Raw genomic sequence first — 22,128 nt, forward strand, 5'->3', positions numbered from 1 at the left:
CTGGTTCGACACGGCTAGAACGGTGAGGGTGGCCAACGCCTGTTATGCTGTGTTGAGCAATGACGCCCGTCCATGGAGCTTCGTTTCATGTCGAACAATGCCGGTTCCACTCGCCTGAGACTCTGCGATGCCCGCGATCAAGGCTCGGCCCTGGTCATCATCGATGTTCAGCAGGCCATTGACGATCGGCATTACTGGGGGCGGCGCAACAATCCCGGCCTGGAGGCGCGCCTCGCCGAGTTGTTGAGTTGCTGGCGCGCCGGGAATGGCTGCATCGTGCATGTCCGCCACTTCTCGCGGGAATCCCGTTCGCCCTATCGCCCCGGCCAACCCGGTGTCGAGTTCAAGGAGTGCGTCATGCCGCGCGACGGCGAGCGCGTGGTCACCAAGCACGTCAATAGCGCTTTCATCGGCACCGAGCTCGAAACCTGGCTGCATCGCCATGGCGTATCGCGCCTGGTGGTGGCCGGCGTGGCGACGGCGCATTCGGTGAGCACCACGGTGCGCCATGCCGCCTGCCTGGATTTTGCGGTGTCGGTGCCGGCCGATGCCTGCGCGGGTTTTGAAGTCTCCGATCGTCACGGCCGGCACTGGAGTGCCGAGGCGGTTCATGATCTGAACCTGGCGCTGCTCGATGGCGAATACGCCGACATCACTTCGACACACGACATCATCCAGCATTTTTAGACTTCCTCCGCGACTGCTTCATCAGGCAGATGTGGATGATGCTCTGTCGATAAGAAAGTCGTGGAATAAACGATCGCTTATGCTAAGCATAAATAGAACGCAAGGTTTCGACTCTCCGTTTTATTCATCCTTTTCAAGGGGTTGGTATCTTTTGGAAGCATAAGAGCTCTATTATGGATAGCATAAGCCTTTGTTTATGATAACTTTTTATGCGCATTTGCTTGATCTTTGGTGAGCTTTGCCAGAACACTAAGCGGCTTTCATGCCGACAAAACGTCTTGCATGTCCGTCGCCAAGCGGGAGACTAACTGTGAAGATCGGAGCACCCAAGGAGCGTGCCCCGGGCGAGGCGCGTGTCGCCCTGACCCCGGAGAGCGCCCAACATATCCAGAAGCTGGGGCACGAATGCCTCATAGAGGCCGGCGCAGGCGAAGCCGCCGGCTTCAACGACGCGGCCTACCGCGAGGCCGGCGTCAGCGTGGTCGATGGCGCCGAGTCGTTGTGGAACGAGGCCGATATCGTCATCAAGGTGCGCGAACCCCTGGAAGATGAGGCCGACTGCCTGCGCCAGGGCCAGACGCTGATTTCCTTCTTCTGGCCGGCCCAGAACGAGGCGCTGCTGGAGCGTTGTCGCGAGAAAGGCGCCAGTGTCATCGCCATGGACATGGTGCCGCGCATCTCCCGGGCCCAGAAGATGGATGCCCTGTCGAGCACCGCTAACATCGTCGGCTATCGGGCGGTGATCGAAGCGGGCAATCAGTTCGGACGTTTCTTCACCGGCCAGGTGACCGCCGCGGGCAAGGTGCCGCCGGCCAAGGTATTGGTGGTCGGGGCTGGGGTGGCGGGGCTCGCCGCAATCGGTACCGCCACTAGTCTCGGCGCGGTGGTACGCGCCTTCGACGTGCGCCCCGAGGTGGCCGAGCAGATCGAGTCGATGGGCGCCGAGTTCCTGTTCCTCGACTTCGAAGACAGCCAGGACGGCTCGGAAAGCGGCGGCTACGCGGCGCCGTCGAGCCCGGAGTTCCGCGAGAAGCAACTGGCGCTGTTCCGTGAGCAGGCTCCCGAAGTGGATATCGTCATCACCACCGCCCTGATACCCGGCAGGCCGGCACCCAAGTTGTGGCTCGAGGACATGGTCGCGGCCATGAAGCCCGGCTCGGTGATCGTCGATCTGGCCGCCGAGAAGGGCGGTAACTGCGATCTCACCGTGCCCGATCAGCGTATCGTCACCGATAATGGCGTGATCGTCACCGGTTTCACCGATTTCCCCTCGCGCATGGCCACCCAGGCTTCGCTGCTCTACGCCACCAACATTCGTCACATGCTCACCGACCTCACGCCCGAGAAGGACGGCACGGTCAATCACGACATGGAGGACGACGTCATCCGTGGCGCCACGGTGACGCATGCGGGCGAGGTTACCTTCCCGCCGCCGCCGCCCAAGGTGAAGGCCATCGCCGCCGCCAAGCCCAAACCCAAGGAGAAGGAGCCGACGCCGGAAGAGAAGAAGGCCGCCGAACATGCCGCCTTCAAGGCGCAGACCAAACGCCAGCTCACCCTGCTGGGCGTGGGTGGTGCGCTGATGCTGCTGCTCGGTCAGGTGGCGCCGGTGTCCTTCATGCAGCACTTCATCGTCTTCGTGCTGGCCTGTTTCGTGGGCTTCCAGGTGATCTGGGGAGTGAGCCATTCCCTGCATACCCCGCTGATGGCGGTGACCAACGCCATCTCCGGCATCATCGTGCTGGGGGCGGTACTGCAGATCGGCTCGGGCAGCATTCTGGTCGGACTGCTGGCGGCGATCTCGGTACTGATCGCGACTATCAATATCGTGGGTGGCTTCCTGGTGACACGCCGGATGCTAGCCATGTTCCAGAAATCCTGAGCGGCGGAGAGACGAGATGTTGAGTCAGGGATTCGTATCTGCCGCGGCGATTGCGGCAAGTGTGTTGTTCATCCTCTCGCTGGGGGGGTTGAGTAATCAGGAGAAGGCCAAGCGGGCGGTGTGGTACGGCATCGCCGGCATGGCTATCGCGGTATTCTTCACCGCCTTCGGGCCGGGCATCGGCGGCTACTGGTGGATGGTGCCGATGATGATCGTCGGCGCGGCGATCGGCGTCTATGTGGCCAAGAAGGTCGATATGACCGAGATGCCGCAACTAGTGGCGGCGCTGCATAGCTTCGTCGGCCTGGCGGCGGTATTCGTCGGCTTCAACGCCGACCTGGAGCGGCGCCGCGTGCTGGCCTCCCAGCTCGCCGGGCAGAGTGCCGAGGGCTTCTCGGCCTTTGCCGCCCTGTTGGCCGAGAAGACCCCGGCCGAGCTGACTTTCCTGCAAGTCGAAGTGGTGCTGGGCGTATTCATCGGCGCGGTGACCTTCACCGGTTCGGTGGTGGCCTTCGGCAAGCTCGCCGGCAAGATCGGCGGCAAGCCCCGCCAGCTGCCGGGTGGCCATCTGCTGAACGCCGGCGCCGCGGCCCTGTCGCTGCTGCTGGCGATCATCTACCTGAATGGCGCGGGTTTCTGGGCATTGCTGCTGCTGGCGCTGCTGGCCTTCTTCATCGGTTGGCACCTGATCATGGGCATCGGCGGCGCCGACATGCCGGTGGTGGTGTCGATGCTCAACAGCTACTCCGGCTGGGCAGCGGCGGCCATCGGCTTCACCCTGTCCAACGATCTGCTGATCGTCACCGGCGCGCTGGTCGGTTCCTCCGGTGCGATTCTCTCCTACATCATGTGCAAGGCGATGAACCGCAACTTCATCAACGTGATCCTCGGTGGCTTTGGTGGCACCACGGGCCCGGCCGCGGAGATCGAGGGCGAGCAGTTGGCCATCGACACCGGTGGTGTGGCCAGCGCCCTGAATGATGCCGACAGCGTGATCATCGTGCCGGGTTACGGCATGGCGGTGGCCCAGGCCCAGAATGCGGTAAGCGAACTGGTGCGCAAGCTGCGCGCCGCCGGCAAGGAAGTGCGCTTCGGTATTCATCCGGTGGCGGGGCGCCTGCCAGGGCACATGAACGTACTGCTCGCCGAGGCCAGGGTGCCCTACGACATCGTGCTGGAGATGGACGAGATCAACGACGACTTCAGCGACACCGACGTGGCGATCGTCATCGGCTCCAACGATATCGTCAACCCGGCTGCCCAGGAGGACCCCAACAGCCCGATCGCCGGCATGCCGGTGCTCAAGGTGTGGGAGGCCAAGCAGGTGTTCGTCTGCAAGCGCGGCCAGGGCACCGGCTACTCCGGCATCGAGAACCCGCTGTTCTTCAAGGACAACACCCGCATGCTCTACGGCGATGCCCGGTCGAGCATCGATGCCCTGGTACCCATGATCGAGTGAATACAACCCCGGCCTGGCCGGCCGGGAATACGACGCAGGACCAAGCCAACGCCCCGATTCGGGGCGTTTTTCGCTACAATGACAGCACCAATTCCTCGTTCATGGATCGACTCATGTCAGACGAACGCCCACAGGTGGCGGTACTCGGTGGCGGCAGCTTCGGCACCGCTTTGGCCAGCATCGCCGCCGACAATGGCGCCAGTGTTCATCAATGGCTGCGCGATACTGAACTTGCCGCCGAGATCAACCGTTCGCACCGCAACGCTCGTTATCTGCCCGATTACGCCATGAACCCCGCGGTCGTGGCATCGAGCGACATGCGTAAGGTGCTCGATGGCGCCGAGCTGGTGTTCGTGGCGATTCCCTCTCAGGCCTTTCGCGATGTGGTACGCAAGGCTCGCCCGTATCTCAACGAACGGCAGATATTGGTCAGCACCACCAAGGGTATTCAGGAAGACGGCTTCAAGTTGATGAGCCAGATTCTCGAGGAGGAAACCGGATTCACGCACATCGGCGTACTCTCCGGCCCCAATCTGGCTTCGGAAGTCGCCGCCAAACAGCTTACCGCCACGGTGATCGCCAGCGACGACGCGTTGACTCGGGCGCGGGTACAAACGGCGCTGGGTTGCGATTATTTCCGAGTCTATGCCGGTAACGACCGTTACGGCGTGGAACTGGGCGGGGCGCTGAAGAACATTTATGCCATTGCCGCCGGCATGGCTGCCGCCTTGGGCATGGGCGAGAATACCCGCAGCATGTTGATGACTCGGGCATTGGCGGAAATGAGCCGCTTCGCGGTCGCGCTTGGCGCCAATCCGATGACCTTCATCGGCCTGGCCGGGGTCGGCGACCTGATCGTCACCTGCTCGTCGAATCTGTCGCGCAACTATCGAGTCGGCTACGCACTCGGCGAGGGTAAGAGTCTGGAAGAAGCCGTCGAGGCGTTGGGGCAGGTCGCCGAGGGCGTCAACACGGTCAGCCTGGTGCGCGACAAGGCGCGCCAGGAGGGTATCTACATGCCGCTTGCCGAGGGGCTCCATCAGGTGCTGTTTGGTGGCGTTCCGGCGCGGCAGATGGCGCAGTTGCTGATGCTCGGCGAGCAGAGCAGTGATGTCGAGTTCACCCTATCGCGCGAGGACGTCAAGCAGGCGCGTCGCCTGGAGGGCGACGTATGAGTGCCGGGCTGAATGCCAGGCTCTGGATCATGCGCCACGGCGAGGCAGTTCCAGGCCACCCCGATCCCCAGCGCGAGCTGACCGCGCATGGTCGCGATGAGGTCGCGCGGGTGGCCGACTGGTTGGCTGTCACGTTGGAACCGTCTCAACAGGCTGCACTGCGCATCGCTGCCAGTCCCTACCGGCGCGCCGGGCAGACTGCCAACATCGTCGCCGAACGACTCGCTAAACCCGTCGAGACGCTGTCGCTTATCACGCCCAACGATCCCATCGAACCGGTCATCGATTGGCTTCAGAACGAAGCCCAGCATGTGCCGTGGTTGCTGGTCGGGCATATGCCGCTGGTGGGCGCATTGACCGCGCGCCTGGTCGATGGTGATCCGCGTGGCAGCTTGGCGATGCCAACTGCCGCCATCGCTGCGCTACAGGCCGAGGTATGGGCGGCCGGCTGTGCCCAATTGGCTTATTTTCGCCACCCTGGCGAACTGGCCTGATTTCCGGGTTAATCGCTATTGCTAGGTGATAGCGATCACAAGGAGCAAAGCATGTCTTTCATCGTTAACAACCGTATTTTCGTCAACCCGGGTTTCGAGGAAGACTTCGAGGCCCGCTTCAGGGCCCGTGCCGGCGAAATCGACAAGCAGCCGGGTTTTGTCGCCATGCGCGTGCTAAGGCCGCTGGGCAACCAGGCACCCTATATGGTCGAGACCGAATGGCGGAATCAGGAGGCCTTTCGCGCCTGGGTCGGTAGCGACGATTTCAAGCGTGCCCATGCCAATCCCATGCCTTTTGAAGCGACACGAGAGGGCGGCGGAATCGAGCAGTTCGAGATCGTGGTTAGCACGGGCTGAGCGCCGCTGGCGCAACAGCGGCATACCCATTTTCCTTCCCCCTTATCCTGGCCCGTCTACGCTGACTCTCGAGTGTGTGGTATTCATCGCCATGCCCTCGACTTTGGTCTAGAAATGACAAATCCGTATTGCAGGCATCGCCATCTGACACTAGCTTGTGTGTTGTATGATGTATTACAAAAAAGATGATGCCATGAATACCAATACGCACTCTGTCGTTTCGGTTAGTCATGGTTTCTATGAACGCTCATGGCAACAGTAGAGTGTAGGCAAGAGGAAGGCCTGTGAACTTTTCAAGAAATGATGTCAGCAAGGCGATTGGCGACGGGCTGCTCTCCTTTCCTGTTACGGATTTCGATGCACAGGGTGAATTCGATCGTGATAGCTATCGTAAACGCCTCGAGTGGTTCGTCGAGCATGAGGTTTCAGCGGTTTTTGTCGCCGGTGGGACAGGCGAGTTCTTCAATCTAACGCTGGATGAGTATCGCGAGATCGTGACGCTTGCCGTTGAAGCGGTCGGCGGAAAGCTGCCAGTGATCGCCAGCGCCGGTTTGAGCGTTGCCAGTGGCAAGGCCTTTGCCAAGATGGCGGAAGAGGCGGGTGCTGACGGCATCCTGCTGATGCCACCTTATCTTACCGAGTGCCCTCAAGACGGCCTGGTCGAATACGCGCGCCAGATCTGCAACTCGACCAACATCAACGTCATTTATTACAACCGGGGAAACGGCGTGCTGGGGGCCGAAGCCGTGCAGGCATTGGCCGATAGCTGCTCGAACTTGATTGGCCTGAAGGACGGCAAGGGCGATATTCAGGCGCTTAACAAGATCATCAAGACGGTTGGCGATCGCCTGACCTATATCGGTGGTGTGCCGACTGCCGAGATCTATGCCGAAGCCTACCTTTCGATCGGCGTGAATACATACTCTTCTGCGGTGTTCAACTTCGTGCCCGAGATGGCCCTAAAGTTTTATCGAGAGCTGCGTAACGGAAATAGCGAGGTGGTCAAAAAAATCACGCGCGAATTTTTTATTCCATTCATAAGCTTGCGGGATAACAAGAAGGGTTATGCCGTAAGTCTGGTAAAGGAGGGGGTGAATATCATTGGAAGGCCGGCTGGCAATGTGCGTGCGCCGTTGACGATGCCGTCTTCCGAAGAGCGATCAAAACTCGAAAGACTGATTGGTATTGCTAAGCAATTATAATGATAAATAGAAATTTACACTAAGCCAAAGGAGATGTGACATGAGAATAAGAAAAAGCCTAGTTCCGAATCGTTTTCTGCATGTGGCCGCTGTTGCTGGAGCGCTTATGACATTGGCCTTGCCGGCACAGGCAGAAGACTGGCGTGGTTGGAATATCCATCCGCCGGGTTACCCGAACAGCGTTGCTCTTGAAACTTTCGCCAAAGAGGTTACGGAAAAGACCGAAGGGCGTGTCAGCCCAAGAGTTTATAATAACGGCGTTCTCGGCGCACAACCGGATGCGATCATGCAGGTTCGTAGTGGCGCGCTTGACTTTGCCAACTTCAATATGGGGCCGATGGGTCCGATCGTTCCTGCAACAAATGTTCTGTCACTGCCTTTCATATTTAACAGCGTCGATCATATGTACAAGGTGATGGATGGTGAGATTGGTCAACGCTTTGCCGAGGAACTCGAGAAAAAGAATCTGATCGCTCTCTCCTGGTTTGGCTCGGGTGCGCGTAGCTTTTACAATACAAAGCACCCGATAGAGACTCCGGAAGATATGCAGGGTTTGAAGTTCCGTGTCATGAACAATGACATCTATGTTGATATGACGGATGTGCTTGGTGGCAATGCGACTCCCATGGCTTATGGGGAGGTTTACCAGTCATTGAAAACCGGTGTTCTCGATGGTGCTGAAAATAACTATCCATCGTATGAATCTAGCGGACACTACGAAGTGGCGAAGTATTATTCGCTGACTGAGCACCTCATCATTCCGGAATGCGTTTGCATCGCCAAGTCAAGCTGGGAAGAGCTTTCCGATAAGGATCAGAAAATCGTACGGCAAGCCGCCATTGATGCGGCCGAGATGCAGCGTAAGCTCTGGGCCGATAGGGTCGAAGCCAGTCGTGACATCGTGTTGGAAGCGGGGGTGAAGATCAACGAAGTTGACGATAAAAAGGCGTTCCAAAATAGTATGAAACCCGTGTACGAAGAGTTTATAGCAGAAAATCCTGATCTCGAATCACTTATCAACGACATTCAAAAAGCTAAGTGATTTTTTAATCTAATTGCAAATATCCTCGGCGGCCCTGGAGTCGTCGAGGATATTGGAATAGGACTACAGGCTATGAGCTCTTGTCCCGATCAGGCTGACGGTCAGAGTGAGTCAAAGAAGCTATCCAATCTTGACGTACTTTTAGATTGCCTGGCGAAGCTATGTATTATTAGTGCCGGATTTTTACTGGTGTTTCTGGTCGCCATTTTCGGTTGGCTAGTGTTTGGGCGTTATGTTTTGAACGATACCCCAACTTGGGTGGAGCAAGCTTCACTCGTCATTGCGGTATACATCACCTGCTTGGGTGCCGCGGCGGGGGTGCGCAATAACAGTCATCTGAGTATCGATTTCATTCGCGAAGGGTTATCGCCGCTGCCGCGTGAAATCATGCGTTACTTGTCGGACGCCTTCGTACTCGTGTTCGGTGGTTTCATGGCTTGGCAGGGATGGCTCATGGTTATGGGGAATTTCGATAGGCCTATTCCCATTATCGGTCTGTCGGAAAGCTGGCGCGCCGCGCCGCTCGTTATCTGTGGAGTACTCATGATGCTGTTTTCCGGGGTAAGTATTGTCGAGCGTATTTTCTTTCCTAAGCGCGAGAAGGAATAGAAAATGGGACTGAGTATCCTCTTTGGTTTATTTTTCCTGGGTTTGATAGTCGGTGCGCCGGTAGCCTTCGCTGTAGGGTTGGCAGCCGTTGGGGCCTTTCTCTATGAGGGCTTGCCGATTTTCGTTGCCTTTCAGCGTATTCTCTCGGGCATCTCGGTTTTTTCCTTACTGGCGATTCCGTTTTTCATTTTTGCCGGCGAGCTAATGCTCCATGGTGGTATTTCCAACCGATTGGTTCGCCTGGCATCCGCCGCTGTCGGGCGAGTTCGAGGCGGGCTTGGTCTGGTCAATGTCGGTTCTTCCATGATGTTCGGTGGGATCTCCGGGTCGGCGGTCGCTGACGTATCGGCACTGGGCTCCATCCTCATGCCGGTTATGAAGGAAAAGGGCTACGATGCCGATTACGCGGTCAATGTGACCGTTACGTCATCGATCGCTGGTGTCGTGATTCCTCCAAGCCATAACATGATTTTGTACGCCGTGGCAGCCGGTGGCGGCATTTCGATTACCCAACTGTTCATCGCTGGCATCGTGCCTGGCATTCTGATGTGTCTCGCCTTGGCCATTGCCGCCTACCTGGTTGCCGTCAAGCGGGGATATGCCGGAGAAGAATTCCCCGGATGGTATGCGCTATTGATAAGCTTTGCAGCAGCATTGCCAGGACTTTTAACCGCCGTCATTATCGTAGGTGGTGTTCTCTCGGGTATATTGACTGTTACTGAGTCCGGTGCTTTTGGCGCTATCTATGCCATCGTCATTACGAGCCTTGTCTACCGTGAACTGAAATGGGAATCCTTCAAACGCGCGGTTTACCAGGCGGTGCGTACTACCGCTCTGGTGATGATACTCGTAGGCTGTGCTTCCGCCTTTTCGTACTTATTGGCGCTTTACCGTGTGCCTGAACTGCTCATCAACGTATTGACTACCATTTCGGAAAATCCGTACGTGATCCTGCTGATGTTGAACCTGATTTTGTTGGGTCTTGGCATGATCATGGACATGGCTGCGCTTATTCTCATTTGCACTCCGATTTTCTTGCCGGTGGCGGTACAGTGCGGTATGGGGCCTATCCAGTTTGGCATTGTCCTGATGATGAATCTGGGCATCGGTTTGTGTACACCGCCTGTTGGCTCTTGCCTCTTCGTGGGTAGTGCGATCGGAGGTATAAAAATAGAGCAGGCGGTTCGTACGATATGGCCATTTTATCTGGCGCTTTTTTTAGTGCTCATGTTGGTGACTTACGTTCCCGCTATATCGCTGACGCTGCCGGGATTCTTCGGTTAGCGCTTTCCTCAATCCGGTTTTGTGGGATACGACAATGAAGATCGCAAGCGTCCATACGCATATCCTCGACTACGAGCTTGATCAGGCCTTCGAGAGTGCCTCGATGCGCTTCGAACGACGCCAGCACTGCCTGGTCGAGGTGGTTTGCGACGACGGCACGGTGGGCTGGGGCGAATGTCTGGGTCCGGCCAAGGCCAACGCGGCGGTAGTAGGGCTCTATGCTGGCGCGCTGGTCGGTCGCAATCCGCTTGAGACTGAGAAACTCTGGCTCGAGCTTTACAACCGCTTGCGCGACCAAGGCCAGCGAGGTCTGACGATGACCGCCTTGAGCGGGATCGATATCGCCCTGTGGGATATCAAGGGCAAGCATTACGGGGCTTCGGTGTGCGAACTGCTCGGAGGGCGCTTTCGCGATCATGTGCGCTCCTACGCCACTGGCTCGTTTCGTCGCGACGGCGTGGACCGCGTACAGGATATCGCCGAGGAGGTCGCCGGCTACGCTCGCGAGGGCTTTCATGGTGTCAAGATCAAGATCGGCTTCGACGTCGAGGAAGACCTGCGCGTGATCGCCGCGGTTCGCGAAGCGATCGGCCCGGAGCGGCGGCTGATGATCGATGCCAATCACGGCTACGACCTGCTCGAGGCCCTCGAGGTGGGCAGGCGCGCCGAACCCTACCGGGTCGACTGGTTTGAGGAGCCGGTATTGCCCGAGCAGATCGATACCTACCGGGCGGTGCGCGCCGGCCAGCCAATTCCGGTGGCGAGCGGCGAGAACTGGCACGGTCGTTACGCCATGCTCGAGCCGCTGTCGACGCGCGCGGTGGATATTTGCCAACCCGACGTCTGCGGGGTGGGTGGGTTCTCAGAGATGCGCCGGGTCGCCGACATGGCCGCCATGTTCGGTGTGCGTTTGGTGCCGCACGTGTGGGGCACGGCGATCTGCATAGCGGCAAGTCTGCAGTTCATGGCGGCGCTGCCTCCCAATCCGCCGCGCCGCAACCCCATCGAACCGATCATGGAGTTCGATCGTACCAAGAACCCATTTCGTCAGGCGGTGGTCGAGACCCCGCTCGAGCATGATGGCGGCGTCATCCCCATCCCCGAGGGTCCCGGTCTGGGCATCACCATCAATCGTGATGCGCTGCGCCAATTCGCATTGAAGGAGAGCTAATCGTGTCGGAGACGATTCCTGACAATACGCGTCCCTTGGACGGGCCAGCGCCGGCTCTCGCGGCGCCGAGCGGGGCTACCGACTGCCACATCCACATGTACTTGCCGGGCTATCGGGCTCAGCCGGGCGGGCCGCCTATCCCCGAGCTGGCAACGGTTGCCGACTACCGCCAAGTGCAGCGCCGTCTGTCGCTGGAGCGCGTGGTGCTCACCCAGCCGAATGCCTACCAATGCGACAACCGTGCGCTACTCGAGGCACTTGCTCAACTGGGCCCGCATGCCGCGCGCGGCGTGGCGGCGGTGGCGCCGGACACGCCGTCGACTGAGCTCGAAGCCTGGCACGAGCAGGGCGTACGTGGGGCGCGGATCATGAACCTACCGGGCGGTGCGGTGACGATTGCCGACATGCCTGCAGTCGAGCGGCTGGTCCGTCCGTTGGGCTGGCACCTGATGGTGCAGTTCAATGGCCGTTATCTCGACGACTACCTCGCTGCGCTGCATGGGATCGAGAGCGAATACATCATCGATCACATCGGCAAGTTCATGGATCCGGTAACGGCGGACGATCCCCGTGTCGAGGCGATCCTTAGGCTACTCGATCGCGGCAACGCCTGGTTCAAGATCTGCGCGGGCTACGAGGCCAGCCTGACCGGCGGTCCTCGCTACGAGGACGTGGGCGCCATCGCCAAGCGGGTCATCGCGCACGCGCCGGAGCGTATCCTGTGGGGCAGCAACTGGCCGCACGTCGGCGTACCGCGTGCACAATATCCCGACGACGCCGAGCAACTCGACGTCCTGCTCGACTGGGCGAGTCCCGAGGTGCGCCGGAAAATTCTGGTCGACAATCCGGCGGCGCTATACGGTTTCTGAGCGCCCGAGCCCCGGCCACCTATGGTTGGGGCCCGGGCGTCTTTTTTATCAATATCGCGACCGGTCCGCCTAGCGCAATGGACCGTTCGCCAACGCTACGAGGAAAACTGTCATGCTGAATCGATTGTTGGTGACCGGCGCTGCCGGTGGTGTGGGCAAGGCCATTCGTCCGCATCTTTCACGCCTGGCTCACGAGGTGCGCTTGTCGGATGTCGCCGATCTGGGCGATGCGGGCGAGCACGAAGAGATCGTTAGCTGCGATCTGGCCAACGCCCAGGCGGTCAACGCCCTGGTGGCCGACTGTGACGGCATCGTGCACCTGGGCGGCGTATCGGTGGAAAGGCCCTGGAACAGTATCCTCCAGTCGAACATCGTGGGGGTCTACAACCTCTACGAGGCGGCGCGCAACCTCGGCAAGCCGCGCATCGTCTTCGCCAGTTCGAACCACACGATCGGCTACTATCCACGCACTACTCGGATCGACACCGAGGTGCCGCGCCGCCCCGACTCGCTATACGGGGTCTCGAAATGTTTTGGCGAGGACCTGGCGAGTCTCTACTACGACAAATTCGCCATCGAGACCCTGAGCGTGCGGATCGGCTCGTGTTTTCCCAAGCCGGCGGATACCCGCATGATGGCTACCTGGTTGAGTGTCGACGATTTCGTCAGCCTGCTTGAGCGAGCATTCGCCGCGCCCAAATTGGCTTATACCGTGATCTATGGTGCTTCCGACAACGCCGAGAAATGGTGGGATAACGGCAAGTCATCGTTTTTGGGCTGGACCCCCAAGGATAGCTCCGAACCATGGCGCGCCGAGGTCGAGGCTCAGGACGACAGCATCGATCCCAATGATCCGGCCGTGGTCCATCAGGGGGGCAAGTTCGTCGCTCTCGGGCATCCCGACGACTAAACACTGTCGCTTGGTCGCTTGGTCGCTTGGTCGCTTCGAGCGAATCGGCGACGAGACTCACGATTCATAGGAGGGATGCGCCTGAAATGCTCCTATGTCGCCAATCACGAGCGGTCGAGACATCACCGCTCGATGGATTTATTCACAGCCGGACGCCCCTCGCACTGGGGAGTCACGCCATTCTTGACGGTCGCGATGCTGGCATGCTCGTTCCCGTTCCTTCGTCTTGGTCTGGTCTCGTCTGAAGCTAAGCGAGCAGGTGTCCATTGGACCCATGCCTGCGTGGAGCTTTGAGACTTTAGTTGTATTGCTTCGTAGGAGAGCGAGTTCTATCTTGGAGTTGTATGATGTATTACAACTGAAGCAGTGCTCCAGAATTCAAAGGCATTGCATGAGCAAGAGGAACGCGTAGTGAACTTCACGAAAGACGATGTCATCGGGGCGGTTGGAGATGGACTGCTTTCATTCCCCGTTACCGATTTCGATAGCGCGGGCAATTTCAACCCGGAGAGCTATCGCAAGCGTCTCGAATGGCTTGCCGGCCACGACGTTTCCGCGCTTTTTGTAGCGGGAGGTACCGGTGAATTCTTCAACCTGGCGCTGGATGAGTTCCGTGACATCGTATCCCTGGCCGTCGAGACGATGAACGGCAAGCTGCCGGTAATCGCCAGCGCAGGACTGAGTGTGAAGAGCGGCAAGGCTTTCGCCAGGGTGGCCGAGGAGGCCGGCGCCGACGGCATTTTGCTGATGCCTCCTTACCTGACGGAATGCTCTCAGGATGGTCTGCTGGACTATGCGCGGCAGATCTGCGACTCCACCAGCCTCAATGTCATCTACTACAACCGTGGCAATGGCGTGCTCGAAGCGGAGGCCGTCAAGCAACTCGCCGATAGTTGTCCCAACCTGATCGGCTTGAAGGATGGCAAGGGCGACATTCAAGCGCTTAACAAGATCGTCAAGACCGTGGGTGACCGCCTGGTCTACATCGGTGGCGTGCCGACGGCGGAAATCTTCGCCGAAGCCTATCTGGCGATCGGGGTGAATACCTATTCATCGGCTGTGTTCAATTTTGTGCCGGAGATGGCGGTGAAGTTTTATCGCGAACTACGCCAGGGCAACAGGGAAGTCATCAAGAAGATGACTAACGAGTTCTTCATTCCCTTCGTCGATCTACGCGATAACAAGAAAGGCTACGCGGTCAGCCTGGTCAAGGCGGGGGCGGACATCATTGGCCGGCCCGCCGGGGATGTGCGCGCACCCTTGCCGATGCCCTCTGCTAAGGAGCGGCAAGCGTTGGAGGCGTTGATCGATATTGCAAAACGCTTATGAGGCAAGGAGGTGGATTGGTCACCCGTTAAGAGCAAAGGTGGCAATTGAAGGTGTGACGGTAAGACATAGTTACTTAATTTTGCACGCAATTCAGCGAATCCTATTAACAAAACCAAACCACGATAGGAAGAGATGATGAAAAGTATGCCCGTAAGTTTTCGTTTATCCCTGTGCGCGCTCGCGATCGCAGGCGTATCCACCTCCACTCTCGCGGCGGAGGAGTGTCCCATTCCCGGGAATGTTCGCGTCGTTATTGGCTCCACCTCGACAGGGGGCGATACCTATCAGAACTCGAGCATCGTCGTGGATCGCCTGGCGGAGAAGCTGGACATCAACATGAAGGTCGATGCCGTCGGAGCGATGCCCGCGTTCCGGGCGCTCGAGCGGAGTTCCAACGGCAGCACGTTGATGATCTTCCACGACATGGCCTATCTGGGCCATCTCTATGGCATCAATGGCTATGACAATATCTTCGAGAAGTACAAGGTCGGGCCGACGGTCGCCATCAATCCCGGCAATGCTTATCTGGTCCCCAAGAATTCTCCCTACCAGACGGTCGATGAGATCATCGACGCAGCGGGCAATGGCGAGGAAATCAGCGTCGCGATACAGCCTGGCGGCGTTTCGGAGATCGGTTTCAGCGCGCTCAAGAATGCCGTGAAGATCGAATATCCGGGAATGGAAGACAATATTGTCGCGGTCAATACAGGCTCGCAGGCGGACAAGAATCAGCTACTTTTCAATGGCTATGCTGATGTGATCAATGGTTCCGTCCAGGCCAATGAGCAGTACACGCGGCTTCCCGAAGACGACCAGAAGGCGATGCGTTTCGTCTGGTTGACCGCCAGAAACGAGACAATCAAGCAAGCCAATGAAGAAGGGCTGGGCGAGACAACGCGGGAAGAGCTTCTCCAATATGTCACACCCAATGTCTCCGTCACGATGGACGGGGAAAAGGACTTCACCTTCGATAAGGAATTCTTCTTCCTTTACAACAAGGACATGAGCCCCGAGATTGTTAGTTGCATCGACAATGCGCTCGGGGAGATCTATGCCCAAGGCGAGATCCAGGAGCAGCAGAAGAGCTTGTTCTTCATTCCCAACTTCCTGCCCTCTTCCGAGGCTGCGGCTCACCTGAAGGACAAGATGGCACGGTACGAGACCGTTATCGAGAATATCCAGTAATGTAAGCGCCGGCCGGTGCTGATAGCGCCGGCCACCTTCACGCACTCGCATTCGGATGAAATTAATGGCGACTCAACAGCTGACCCTAAGCGGCACTGTTAGGTGGGGATATCATGGAGAGTAATTTCTTGTCATTGTTCGATGTGGCGATCGACTTCGAGCAGTCTCACCTGTTCTTCCCAAGAATAGTAACGTGGGTGCTGCTGATCATGCTTTTCATCATCGTTATCAGGGAGCGCAAAGCGATACTGCCAGGCCTGAGCCGGGCCGGGAAGGCTGTTTTCTCGAAAGAGGGAGACTTTGACAGGTTTCGCTTTTTCGGGACGTTAGCGCTGACGACGGCTTATTTTTATCTGATGTATGCCGTCGGCAGGATGTTCCCTAATACGGGGTACGGGTTTTTGTTAATGTCGATGCCCTTCATCTTTCTGCTCTCGCTGCTTTTTGTCGGCATCAAGACGCGAAGGAATGTCATGATCATCTTTGCAAACGCCGTTATCGCCCCTGGGCTGGCTTGGTACGTACTCTCACAGCTTTTCAATATCACATTGCCGTGATGCAGGAGTGGCTAAAGCATGGATTTCTTTTCGCAATTAACGCCGATGATCCTGCTGCTGGTGTTCGCCGGCACATTGATAGGAATAATATTCGGCTCTATCCCCGGCATGACCGCGACGATGGCGGTGGCCGTCTGTTTGCCGTTGACTTATTCACTGGGCATCAATGGCGCGTTGGCGTTGCTGCTGGGTCTCTACGTCGGCGGTATCGCGGGGGGCATGGTTCCAGCCGTGCTGCTTAATCTGCCCGGCACGCCATCATCCATATGCACGACATTCGATGGCCACCCTATGGCCAAGAAAGGGGAGGGGGAAAAAGCGCTCAAGGTCGGTATCGTCGCATCGCTGTTCGGTGGTCTTTTCAGTGCCGCTATACTGTTCTTTCTCGCTCCTGTTCTTGCCGATTTTGCTATCAAGTTTTCTTACGTCGAGAAATTCCTGATCATCTTCCTGGCGCTGACCGTGATCGGTTCGCTAGCCAAGAACATGTTGATGGGCATTTTCAGCGGTATCCTTGGTGTCTGGTTGAGCCTGATCGGCGTCTATCCAGTCACCGTTGGCGGTAATGGCGAAACCCGCTTGATGTTCGATTTCATGGAATATTACATGTACAGCGGTTTTTCCCTGCTGCCGGTACTGATCGGTATCTTCGGTCTTTCGGTGATTCTCTTGGACGCCGAGAAAGGGTTAAAGGGCGATGGCGATGGCCAAGCCATCAAGCTGACCAAGGGATCCGGATTCTCCTTTCGCGATATCAAGGGCCAATTGGTCAATATGATTCGCTCTTCCTCCATCGGTACCTTCGTGGGCATTCTTCCGGGCGTTGGGGGCAGTACCTGCTCGATACTCGCCTATACGCAAGAGAAAAATTTCTCGAAAGACTCTTCGCGGATGGGGAAAGGCGCCCCGCAGGGTATTATCGCTTCCGAGTCCTCCAACAACGCACTTACTGGCGGTGCATTAGTACCTTTGCTCTCCCTGGGTATCCCTGGCGACTCCACGACGGCGATCATGATCGGTGCGTTCACCTTGCAAGGCATCCAGGTGGGTCCGCTGTTCATCAATAGCAATATCGATACCTGGTATATGATCGTTACCATGCTGGTGGTCGCGAACCTGATCATGTTCGCTGCCATGTTCTTCGCAATTAAATATATTGCCAAGGTCATCGAAGTGCCCAAGCACCTGCTCTATCCCATCATCGTCATGATGTGTGTGGCAGGCGCTTATGCGATCAATTACGGCATTATGTTCGATGTCTGGGTGCTGCTGATTTTCGGTGTCCTTGGGTATATTGCCAGTAAGGTGGGTATTGAGGTCGTTCCTCTGATAATCGGGTTCATCCTGGGAAGATCGGCCGAGGTTTACTTCGTAAAAAGCCTGGAATCCTTCGGCAACTTCACCATCTTCTTTACCAAGAGCCCGATCGCCGTTGTCCTGTGGGTACTGATCATCATCTCCGTGGCGTTTCCTATCTACATGCGTATGCGCTCACGCCGCGGTGGCGATGCCGTGCAATCGAATTGATCACCTTGGTTAGTTAGGAAGAATCCATGGAAAACAGGCAAGAAAACAACCTGGTCATCAAGGTGCATGAGTCGGATAACGTTGCCATTGTTATCCAGGCGGGCGGGCTACCGGCTGGCAGTCAACTGGGAGAGGGCACGACGTTGGCCGTGCCCATTCCTCAGGGGCATAAGGTGGCATTGACGGCCATCGCCGAGGGCGAGCCGATCGTTCGTTACGGCGAAGTCATTGGCACCGCCCTGGCCGGGATCGCACGGGGCGATCATGTCAACGAGACGAATGTCCGTCTGCCCGAGGCTCCGGCGCTTGAGAACATGCCGCTGGCGACCCGCCCAGCGCCTTCCGCGGAGCCGCTGGACGGCTATACCTTCGAGGGCTTTCGCAACTCCGATGGTTCGGTAGGAACCAAGAACGTGCTCGGCATCACGACCAGCGTCCAGTGTGTGGCGGGAACGACCGACTATGTCGTCCGTCGCATCAAGAACGAACTGCTGCCGAACTACCCCAATGTGGATGACGTCGTCGCGCTGAATCACACCTATGGCTGTGGTGTCGCGATCAATGCACCCGCCGCCATCGTGCCGATCCGGACTCTGCAGAACATTGCCCTGAATCCGAATTTCGGGGGCGAGGTCATGGTCATCGGCCTGGGCTGCGAAAAGCTGCAGCCCTCGACCCTGGTGTCGGATCAGCCGGTCAAAATTTACGAGAACAGCCAGGCCGCGGATCCCGATGCGAATATCCTGAGTCTGCAGGATGAGTCGTTCATGGGCTTCGAAGAGATGGTCGATGGCATCATGGCCATGGCCAAGGGTCATCTGGAAAAGCTCGATCGGCGCCGGCGCGAAACTTGCCCCGCGTCCGAGCTCATCGTGGGCATGCAGTGCGGTGGCAGCGATGCCTTTTCCGGCGTAACGGCGAACCCCGCCGTCGGCTTCGCCACCGATCTTATCGTCCGCGCCGGCGGTAGTGTGATGTTCTCCGAGGTGACGGAAGTGCGAGACGCCGTTCATCTACTCACGCCGCGGGCAGCGGATGAGCAGGTCGGGCAGGCGCTTCTGCAGCAGATGCAGTGGTACGACCGGTACCTCGAACAGGGGCAGGCGGATCGCAGCGCCAACCCTTCCCCTGGCAACAAGCGCGGCGGCCTGAGCAATGTCGTGGAGAAGGCGCTCGGTTCGATCATCAAGTCCGGCAATAGCCCCATCGCCGATGTGATCGGGCCCGGAGAGCGAATCAGGAAGCGAGGGCTGACGTTTGCGGCGACGCCTGCGAGCGATTTCATCTGCGGCACGTTGCAACTGGCCGCCGGGATGAACCTTCAGGTCTTCACGACGGGGCGCGGTACGCCCTACGGTTTATCGATGGTTCCCGTTATCAAGGTTTCCACCAATACCGCGCTGAGCCAACGCTGGCACGACATCATCGATCTCGATGCCGGTCGCATCGCCACCGGCGATGCCAGCATCGCGGATGTCGGTTGGGAGCTTTTCCACATGATTCTGGACATCGCGAGTGGCAGAAAGCAGGCCGCTGCGGATCGCCTTGGTCTGCATAACGATCTGGTTTTATTCAATCCCGCGCCAGTGACGTGATAGCGGTTCGATAAAGGCGCGCTTCATTTTACGTTCAACAAACAAGTAGAGGTTGGGCACGATGTTCCCGAAAATCACCCAGATGACGGTAGTGCCGGTCGCCGGTTACGATAGCTTCCTGCTCAATCTTAGTGGTGGCCATGCCCCCTGGTTCGTGCGCTGTATCGTGATTCTCGAAGACAGTGCCGGCAATCGCGGGGTGGGCGAAATCCCATCCAGCCAAGGCATACTCAAGGGACTGGAACAGTGCCGGTCTTTGGTCGTCGATTCCAACGTCAACGATATCAAGAAAACCCTTAATGGGGTGCGCCAGGTATTGGCACGCAATGGCCGCGAGGAACGTGGCCGCCAGACCTTCGATCTGCGTGTCGCCGTGCATGTGATTACAGGCATCGAATCGGCGTTGTACGATCTCTTCGGTCAGGCATTGGGAATGCCGGTCGCCGATCTGCTCGGTCAATACGGTCGTCAGCGCGACGAGGTCGAGGCGCTGGGCTACCTGTTCCTGCTCGGCGATCCCGACAAGACCGATCTTCCCTATCCAAAGGCGACCGATCCTCGCGATGCCTGGGACGAGGTGCGTTGTCGGGAAGCTCTGACCCCCGATGCGGTCGCCAACCTGGCCAAGGCGGCCTTTGATCGCTACGGCTTCAAGGATTTCAAGCTCAAGGGAGGTGTACTGCGCGGCGAAGAGGAAGCCGAGTGCATCCGCGCGCTACACGAAGCCTTCCCCGAAGCGCGCCTGACTCTCGACCCCAACGGGGCCTGGAAACTCGATGAAGCGATGCGGGTCCTGACGCCGATACGCGACCTGTTGAGCTATGCCGAGGACCCATGCGGCCAGGAAGAGGGCTATTCCGGTCGTGAAACCATGGCGGAGTTCAAGAAACGTACCGGATTGCCTACCGCGACCAATATGATCGCCACCGACTTCAAGCAATTGCAGTACGCCGTGCAGCTCAACGCCGTGGATATCCCGCTGGCCGATTGTCATTTCTGGACCATGCAGGGTGCGGTAAAGGTGGGAGAGCTGTGCAACGAGTGGGGCATGACCTGGGGCTCGCACAGCAACAATCACTTCGATATCTCATTGGCGATGATGACCCATGTGGCTGCGGCTTGCCCAGGAGAGATAACCGCTATCGACACGCATTGGATATGGCAGGACGGCCAGCGCCTTACCAGAGAGCCATTCGAGATTCATGATGGAAAACTCAAGGTACCGAAAGTGCCGGGTCTGGGGGTGGCATTGGATATGGCCAAGCTCGACGAGGCACATCAGCTGTATAAGCGTCTGGACGTCACTCAGCGCAATGATGCCATGGCAATGCAGTTCCTTATCCCGGGCTGGGAGTTCGATCCAAAGAAGCCCGCGCTGATACGTTAGTGTTTTCAGCGCCTGCAAGCGATACTTTAGCAATAATGGCTAATATGATGGGTGATGAGTATGACTGGCAAACCTGAATTTCTGACTGAAGTCGCTCAGCTTAATGTACAGAAGCTTTCGCGGGAAGGTAGCTTGTCGCTGAATGTGGCCGATCAGCTGGAAGCACTGATTACCCAAGGAAAAATCGTGGTGGGGCAGAAGCTGCCAACCGAAAACGGTCTATGCGATTCGTTTGGGGTGAGCCGGACCGTCATTCGCGAAGCCATTACCCACCTTAAGTCTCTTGGGTTGGTGGAAACCCGTCGGGGAGTGGGAACTACCGTGATTCGTGCTGCCACCATCGAAGCGATGCCGGCGGAAAAAATAAATCCCACTACCGTTGAAGACATTCTGCATATCCTCGAGTTGCGACTGAATATAGAGCCTGCCGCAGCCGAACTTGCGGCCATTCGACACGATGAGCACGATCGCGTCATCCTGAAAGAAAAACATGAAGCGTTCATCAAGGCGCGTATTGAGCAATCCCAGGCGCGTGTCGAAGACTATGAGTTTCACTGTGCCATAGCGACAGCTACCAAGAACCCCTTCTTCAAAATATTTTACGAGCAGCTGAGCCAGGCAGTTATCCCGCGGGCCAAGCTGATGAGTGTCGAGATCAATACCTCGGCGACTGAAAAATACCTGGGTCGTGTGCTTGAAGAGCATGAATATATTCTTGAGGCCATCCTTGCACGGGATTCCGAATCTGCAAGAGAGATGATGTTTCAGCATCTTAATCGTGCTCGAAATATGTACGCGAAATATCAGGAATCGTGAACTGATCACGGTATGTCGCTGCGGCGGATTTCCGGCTTCATTCACTGTTCCAATCGCAACGATAGGAGACACCATGACACTGCAAGGCAACCAACTCATCGGCCGGCACAGCGTCACCGGCAGCGATGCCGCGCTCAACGCCATCGACCCCGCCACCGGCGAGCGGCTGGAACCGGCCTACGCCGGGGGCAGCGTCGCCGATGTCGAGCGTGCCTGTGAACTGGCCCGCGAGGCCTTCGATGGCTATCGCGAGACCTCGCTGGAAGCGCGGGCGACGTTTCTCGAGACCATCGCCGGCGAGATCGAGGCCATCGGCGATGACCTGATCGAGCGCGCCATGGCCGAGTCCGGCCTACCCCGGGCGCGCCTGGAAGGCGAGCGCGGGCGCACCTGCGGCCAGCTACGCCTGTTCGCCAATGTCGTACGCGCCGGCGAGTGGCTCGATGTGCGCATCGACCCGGCCCTGCCGGAGCGTCAACCGCTGCCGCGCGCCGATCTGCGCCAGCGGCATATCGCGCTGGGCCCGGTGGCGGTGTTCGGCGCCAGCAACTTCCCGCTGGCGTTTTCCGTCGCCGGCGGCGACACCGCCTC

The 22,128-nt window shown here is 58.0% G+C and carries 21 protein-coding genes; all 21 read left to right on the forward strand.

Features of this window, described 5'->3' with window-relative positions:
* Positions 1 to 87: 87 nt before the first annotated feature.
* Positions 88 to 687, forward strand: coding sequence for a cysteine hydrolase family protein (locus tag BLR92_RS15920; protein WP_089730262.1), 600 nt, complete (start codon positions 88 to 90; stop codon positions 685 to 687).
* 310 nt (positions 688 to 997) lie between these two features.
* Entirely contained in the window at positions 998 to 2,569 is a 1,572-nt protein-coding gene (locus BLR92_RS15925) for a Re/Si-specific NAD(P)(+) transhydrogenase subunit alpha (RefSeq protein WP_089730263.1), read from the forward strand.
* Positions 2,570 to 2,585: 16 nt separating this feature from the next.
* On the forward strand, positions 2,586 to 4,028 hold the full coding sequence (locus tag BLR92_RS15930; RefSeq protein ID WP_089730264.1) for an NAD(P)(+) transhydrogenase (Re/Si-specific) subunit beta: 1,443 nt from the start codon (positions 2,586 to 2,588) through the stop codon (positions 4,026 to 4,028).
* 113 nt (positions 4,029 to 4,141) lie between these two features.
* Positions 4,142 to 5,203 (forward strand): NAD(P)H-dependent glycerol-3-phosphate dehydrogenase, encoded by a 1,062-nt coding sequence (locus tag BLR92_RS15935; RefSeq protein ID WP_089730265.1) that lies wholly within the window; start codon positions 4,142 to 4,144, stop codon positions 5,201 to 5,203.
* Positions 5,200 to 5,697: a phosphohistidine phosphatase SixA gene (gene sixA, locus BLR92_RS15940; protein WP_245704237.1), complete on the forward strand. Its 498-nt coding sequence runs from the start codon at positions 5,200 to 5,202 to the stop codon at positions 5,695 to 5,697. Before BLR92_RS15935 ends, sixA begins: the two co-directional genes overlap by 4 nt.
* Before the next feature lie 51 nt (positions 5,698 to 5,748).
* Entirely contained in the window at positions 5,749 to 6,054 is a 306-nt protein-coding gene (locus BLR92_RS15945; protein ID WP_089730266.1) for an antibiotic biosynthesis monooxygenase family protein, read from the forward strand.
* Between the two features lie 284 nt (positions 6,055 to 6,338).
* On the forward strand, positions 6,339 to 7,256 hold the full coding sequence (kdgD, locus tag BLR92_RS15950; RefSeq protein WP_089730267.1) for a 5-dehydro-4-deoxyglucarate dehydratase: 918 nt from the start codon (positions 6,339 to 6,341) through the stop codon (positions 7,254 to 7,256).
* Positions 7,257 to 7,296: 40 nt separating this feature from the next.
* On the forward strand, positions 7,297 to 8,298 hold the full coding sequence (locus tag BLR92_RS15955; RefSeq protein WP_089730268.1) for a TRAP transporter substrate-binding protein: 1,002 nt from the start codon (positions 7,297 to 7,299) through the stop codon (positions 8,296 to 8,298).
* A gap of 72 nt (positions 8,299 to 8,370) precedes the next feature.
* Positions 8,371 to 8,907 carry a TRAP transporter small permease gene (locus BLR92_RS15960; RefSeq protein ID WP_089730269.1) on the forward strand — a complete coding sequence of 179 codons (537 nt, stop codon included), beginning with the start codon at positions 8,371 to 8,373 and terminating at the stop codon, positions 8,905 to 8,907.
* 3 nt (positions 8,908 to 8,910) lie between these two features.
* The gene (locus BLR92_RS15965; protein WP_089730270.1) at positions 8,911 to 10,191 is read left to right on the forward strand and encodes a TRAP transporter large permease; all 1,281 of its coding nucleotides are present in this window, start codon (positions 8,911 to 8,913) and stop codon (positions 10,189 to 10,191) included.
* A 34-nt stretch (positions 10,192 to 10,225) separates the two neighbouring features.
* A complete protein-coding gene (locus tag BLR92_RS15970; RefSeq protein ID WP_089730271.1) occupies positions 10,226 to 11,362 on the forward strand; it encodes a mandelate racemase/muconate lactonizing enzyme family protein in 1,137 nt (378 codons plus the stop codon).
* A gap of 2 nt (positions 11,363 to 11,364) precedes the next feature.
* Positions 11,365 to 12,231 carry an amidohydrolase family protein gene (locus BLR92_RS15975; RefSeq protein WP_089730272.1) on the forward strand — a complete coding sequence of 289 codons (867 nt, stop codon included), beginning with the start codon at positions 11,365 to 11,367 and terminating at the stop codon, positions 12,229 to 12,231.
* Between the two features lie 112 nt (positions 12,232 to 12,343).
* On the forward strand, positions 12,344 to 13,141 hold the full coding sequence (locus BLR92_RS15980) for an NAD-dependent epimerase/dehydratase family protein (protein ID WP_089730273.1): 798 nt from the start codon (positions 12,344 to 12,346) through the stop codon (positions 13,139 to 13,141).
* 411 nt (positions 13,142 to 13,552) lie between these two features.
* Positions 13,553 to 14,470, forward strand: a complete 918-nt coding sequence (gene kdgD, locus BLR92_RS15985; RefSeq protein ID WP_089730274.1) for a 5-dehydro-4-deoxyglucarate dehydratase — start codon at positions 13,553 to 13,555, stop codon at positions 14,468 to 14,470.
* 135 nt (positions 14,471 to 14,605) lie between these two features.
* Positions 14,606 to 15,655: a type 2 periplasmic-binding domain-containing protein gene (locus tag BLR92_RS15990; RefSeq protein ID WP_089730275.1), complete on the forward strand. Its 1,050-nt coding sequence runs from the start codon at positions 14,606 to 14,608 to the stop codon at positions 15,653 to 15,655.
* Between the two features lie 113 nt (positions 15,656 to 15,768).
* A complete protein-coding gene (locus BLR92_RS15995) occupies positions 15,769 to 16,212 on the forward strand; it encodes a tripartite tricarboxylate transporter TctB family protein (protein ID WP_089730276.1) in 444 nt (147 codons plus the stop codon).
* Positions 16,213 to 16,230: 18 nt separating this feature from the next.
* Positions 16,231 to 17,739 carry a tripartite tricarboxylate transporter permease gene (locus BLR92_RS16000; protein WP_089730277.1) on the forward strand — a complete coding sequence of 503 codons (1,509 nt, stop codon included), beginning with the start codon at positions 16,231 to 16,233 and terminating at the stop codon, positions 17,737 to 17,739.
* A 26-nt stretch (positions 17,740 to 17,765) separates the two neighbouring features.
* Positions 17,766 to 19,334 carry a galactarate dehydratase gene (gene garD, locus BLR92_RS16005; RefSeq protein WP_089730278.1) on the forward strand — a complete coding sequence of 523 codons (1,569 nt, stop codon included), beginning with the start codon at positions 17,766 to 17,768 and terminating at the stop codon, positions 19,332 to 19,334.
* 61 nt (positions 19,335 to 19,395) lie between these two features.
* A complete protein-coding gene (locus BLR92_RS16010) occupies positions 19,396 to 20,721 on the forward strand; it encodes an enolase C-terminal domain-like protein (protein ID WP_089730279.1) in 1,326 nt (441 codons plus the stop codon).
* A 60-nt stretch (positions 20,722 to 20,781) separates the two neighbouring features.
* Complete coding sequence (locus BLR92_RS16015; protein WP_089730293.1) at positions 20,782 to 21,537, forward strand: FadR/GntR family transcriptional regulator; 756 nt, start codon at positions 20,782 to 20,784, stop codon at positions 21,535 to 21,537.
* A gap of 73 nt (positions 21,538 to 21,610) precedes the next feature.
* Positions 21,611 to 22,128: aldehyde dehydrogenase family protein (locus BLR92_RS16020; RefSeq protein WP_139171613.1), on the forward strand; the 518-nt coding region annotated here is incomplete at its 3' end.

Origin of the sequence: Modicisalibacter muralis, from assembly GCF_900102945.1 — a bacterium.
GTDB classification, from domain to species: Bacteria; Pseudomonadota; Gammaproteobacteria; order Pseudomonadales; family Halomonadaceae; genus Modicisalibacter; species Modicisalibacter muralis.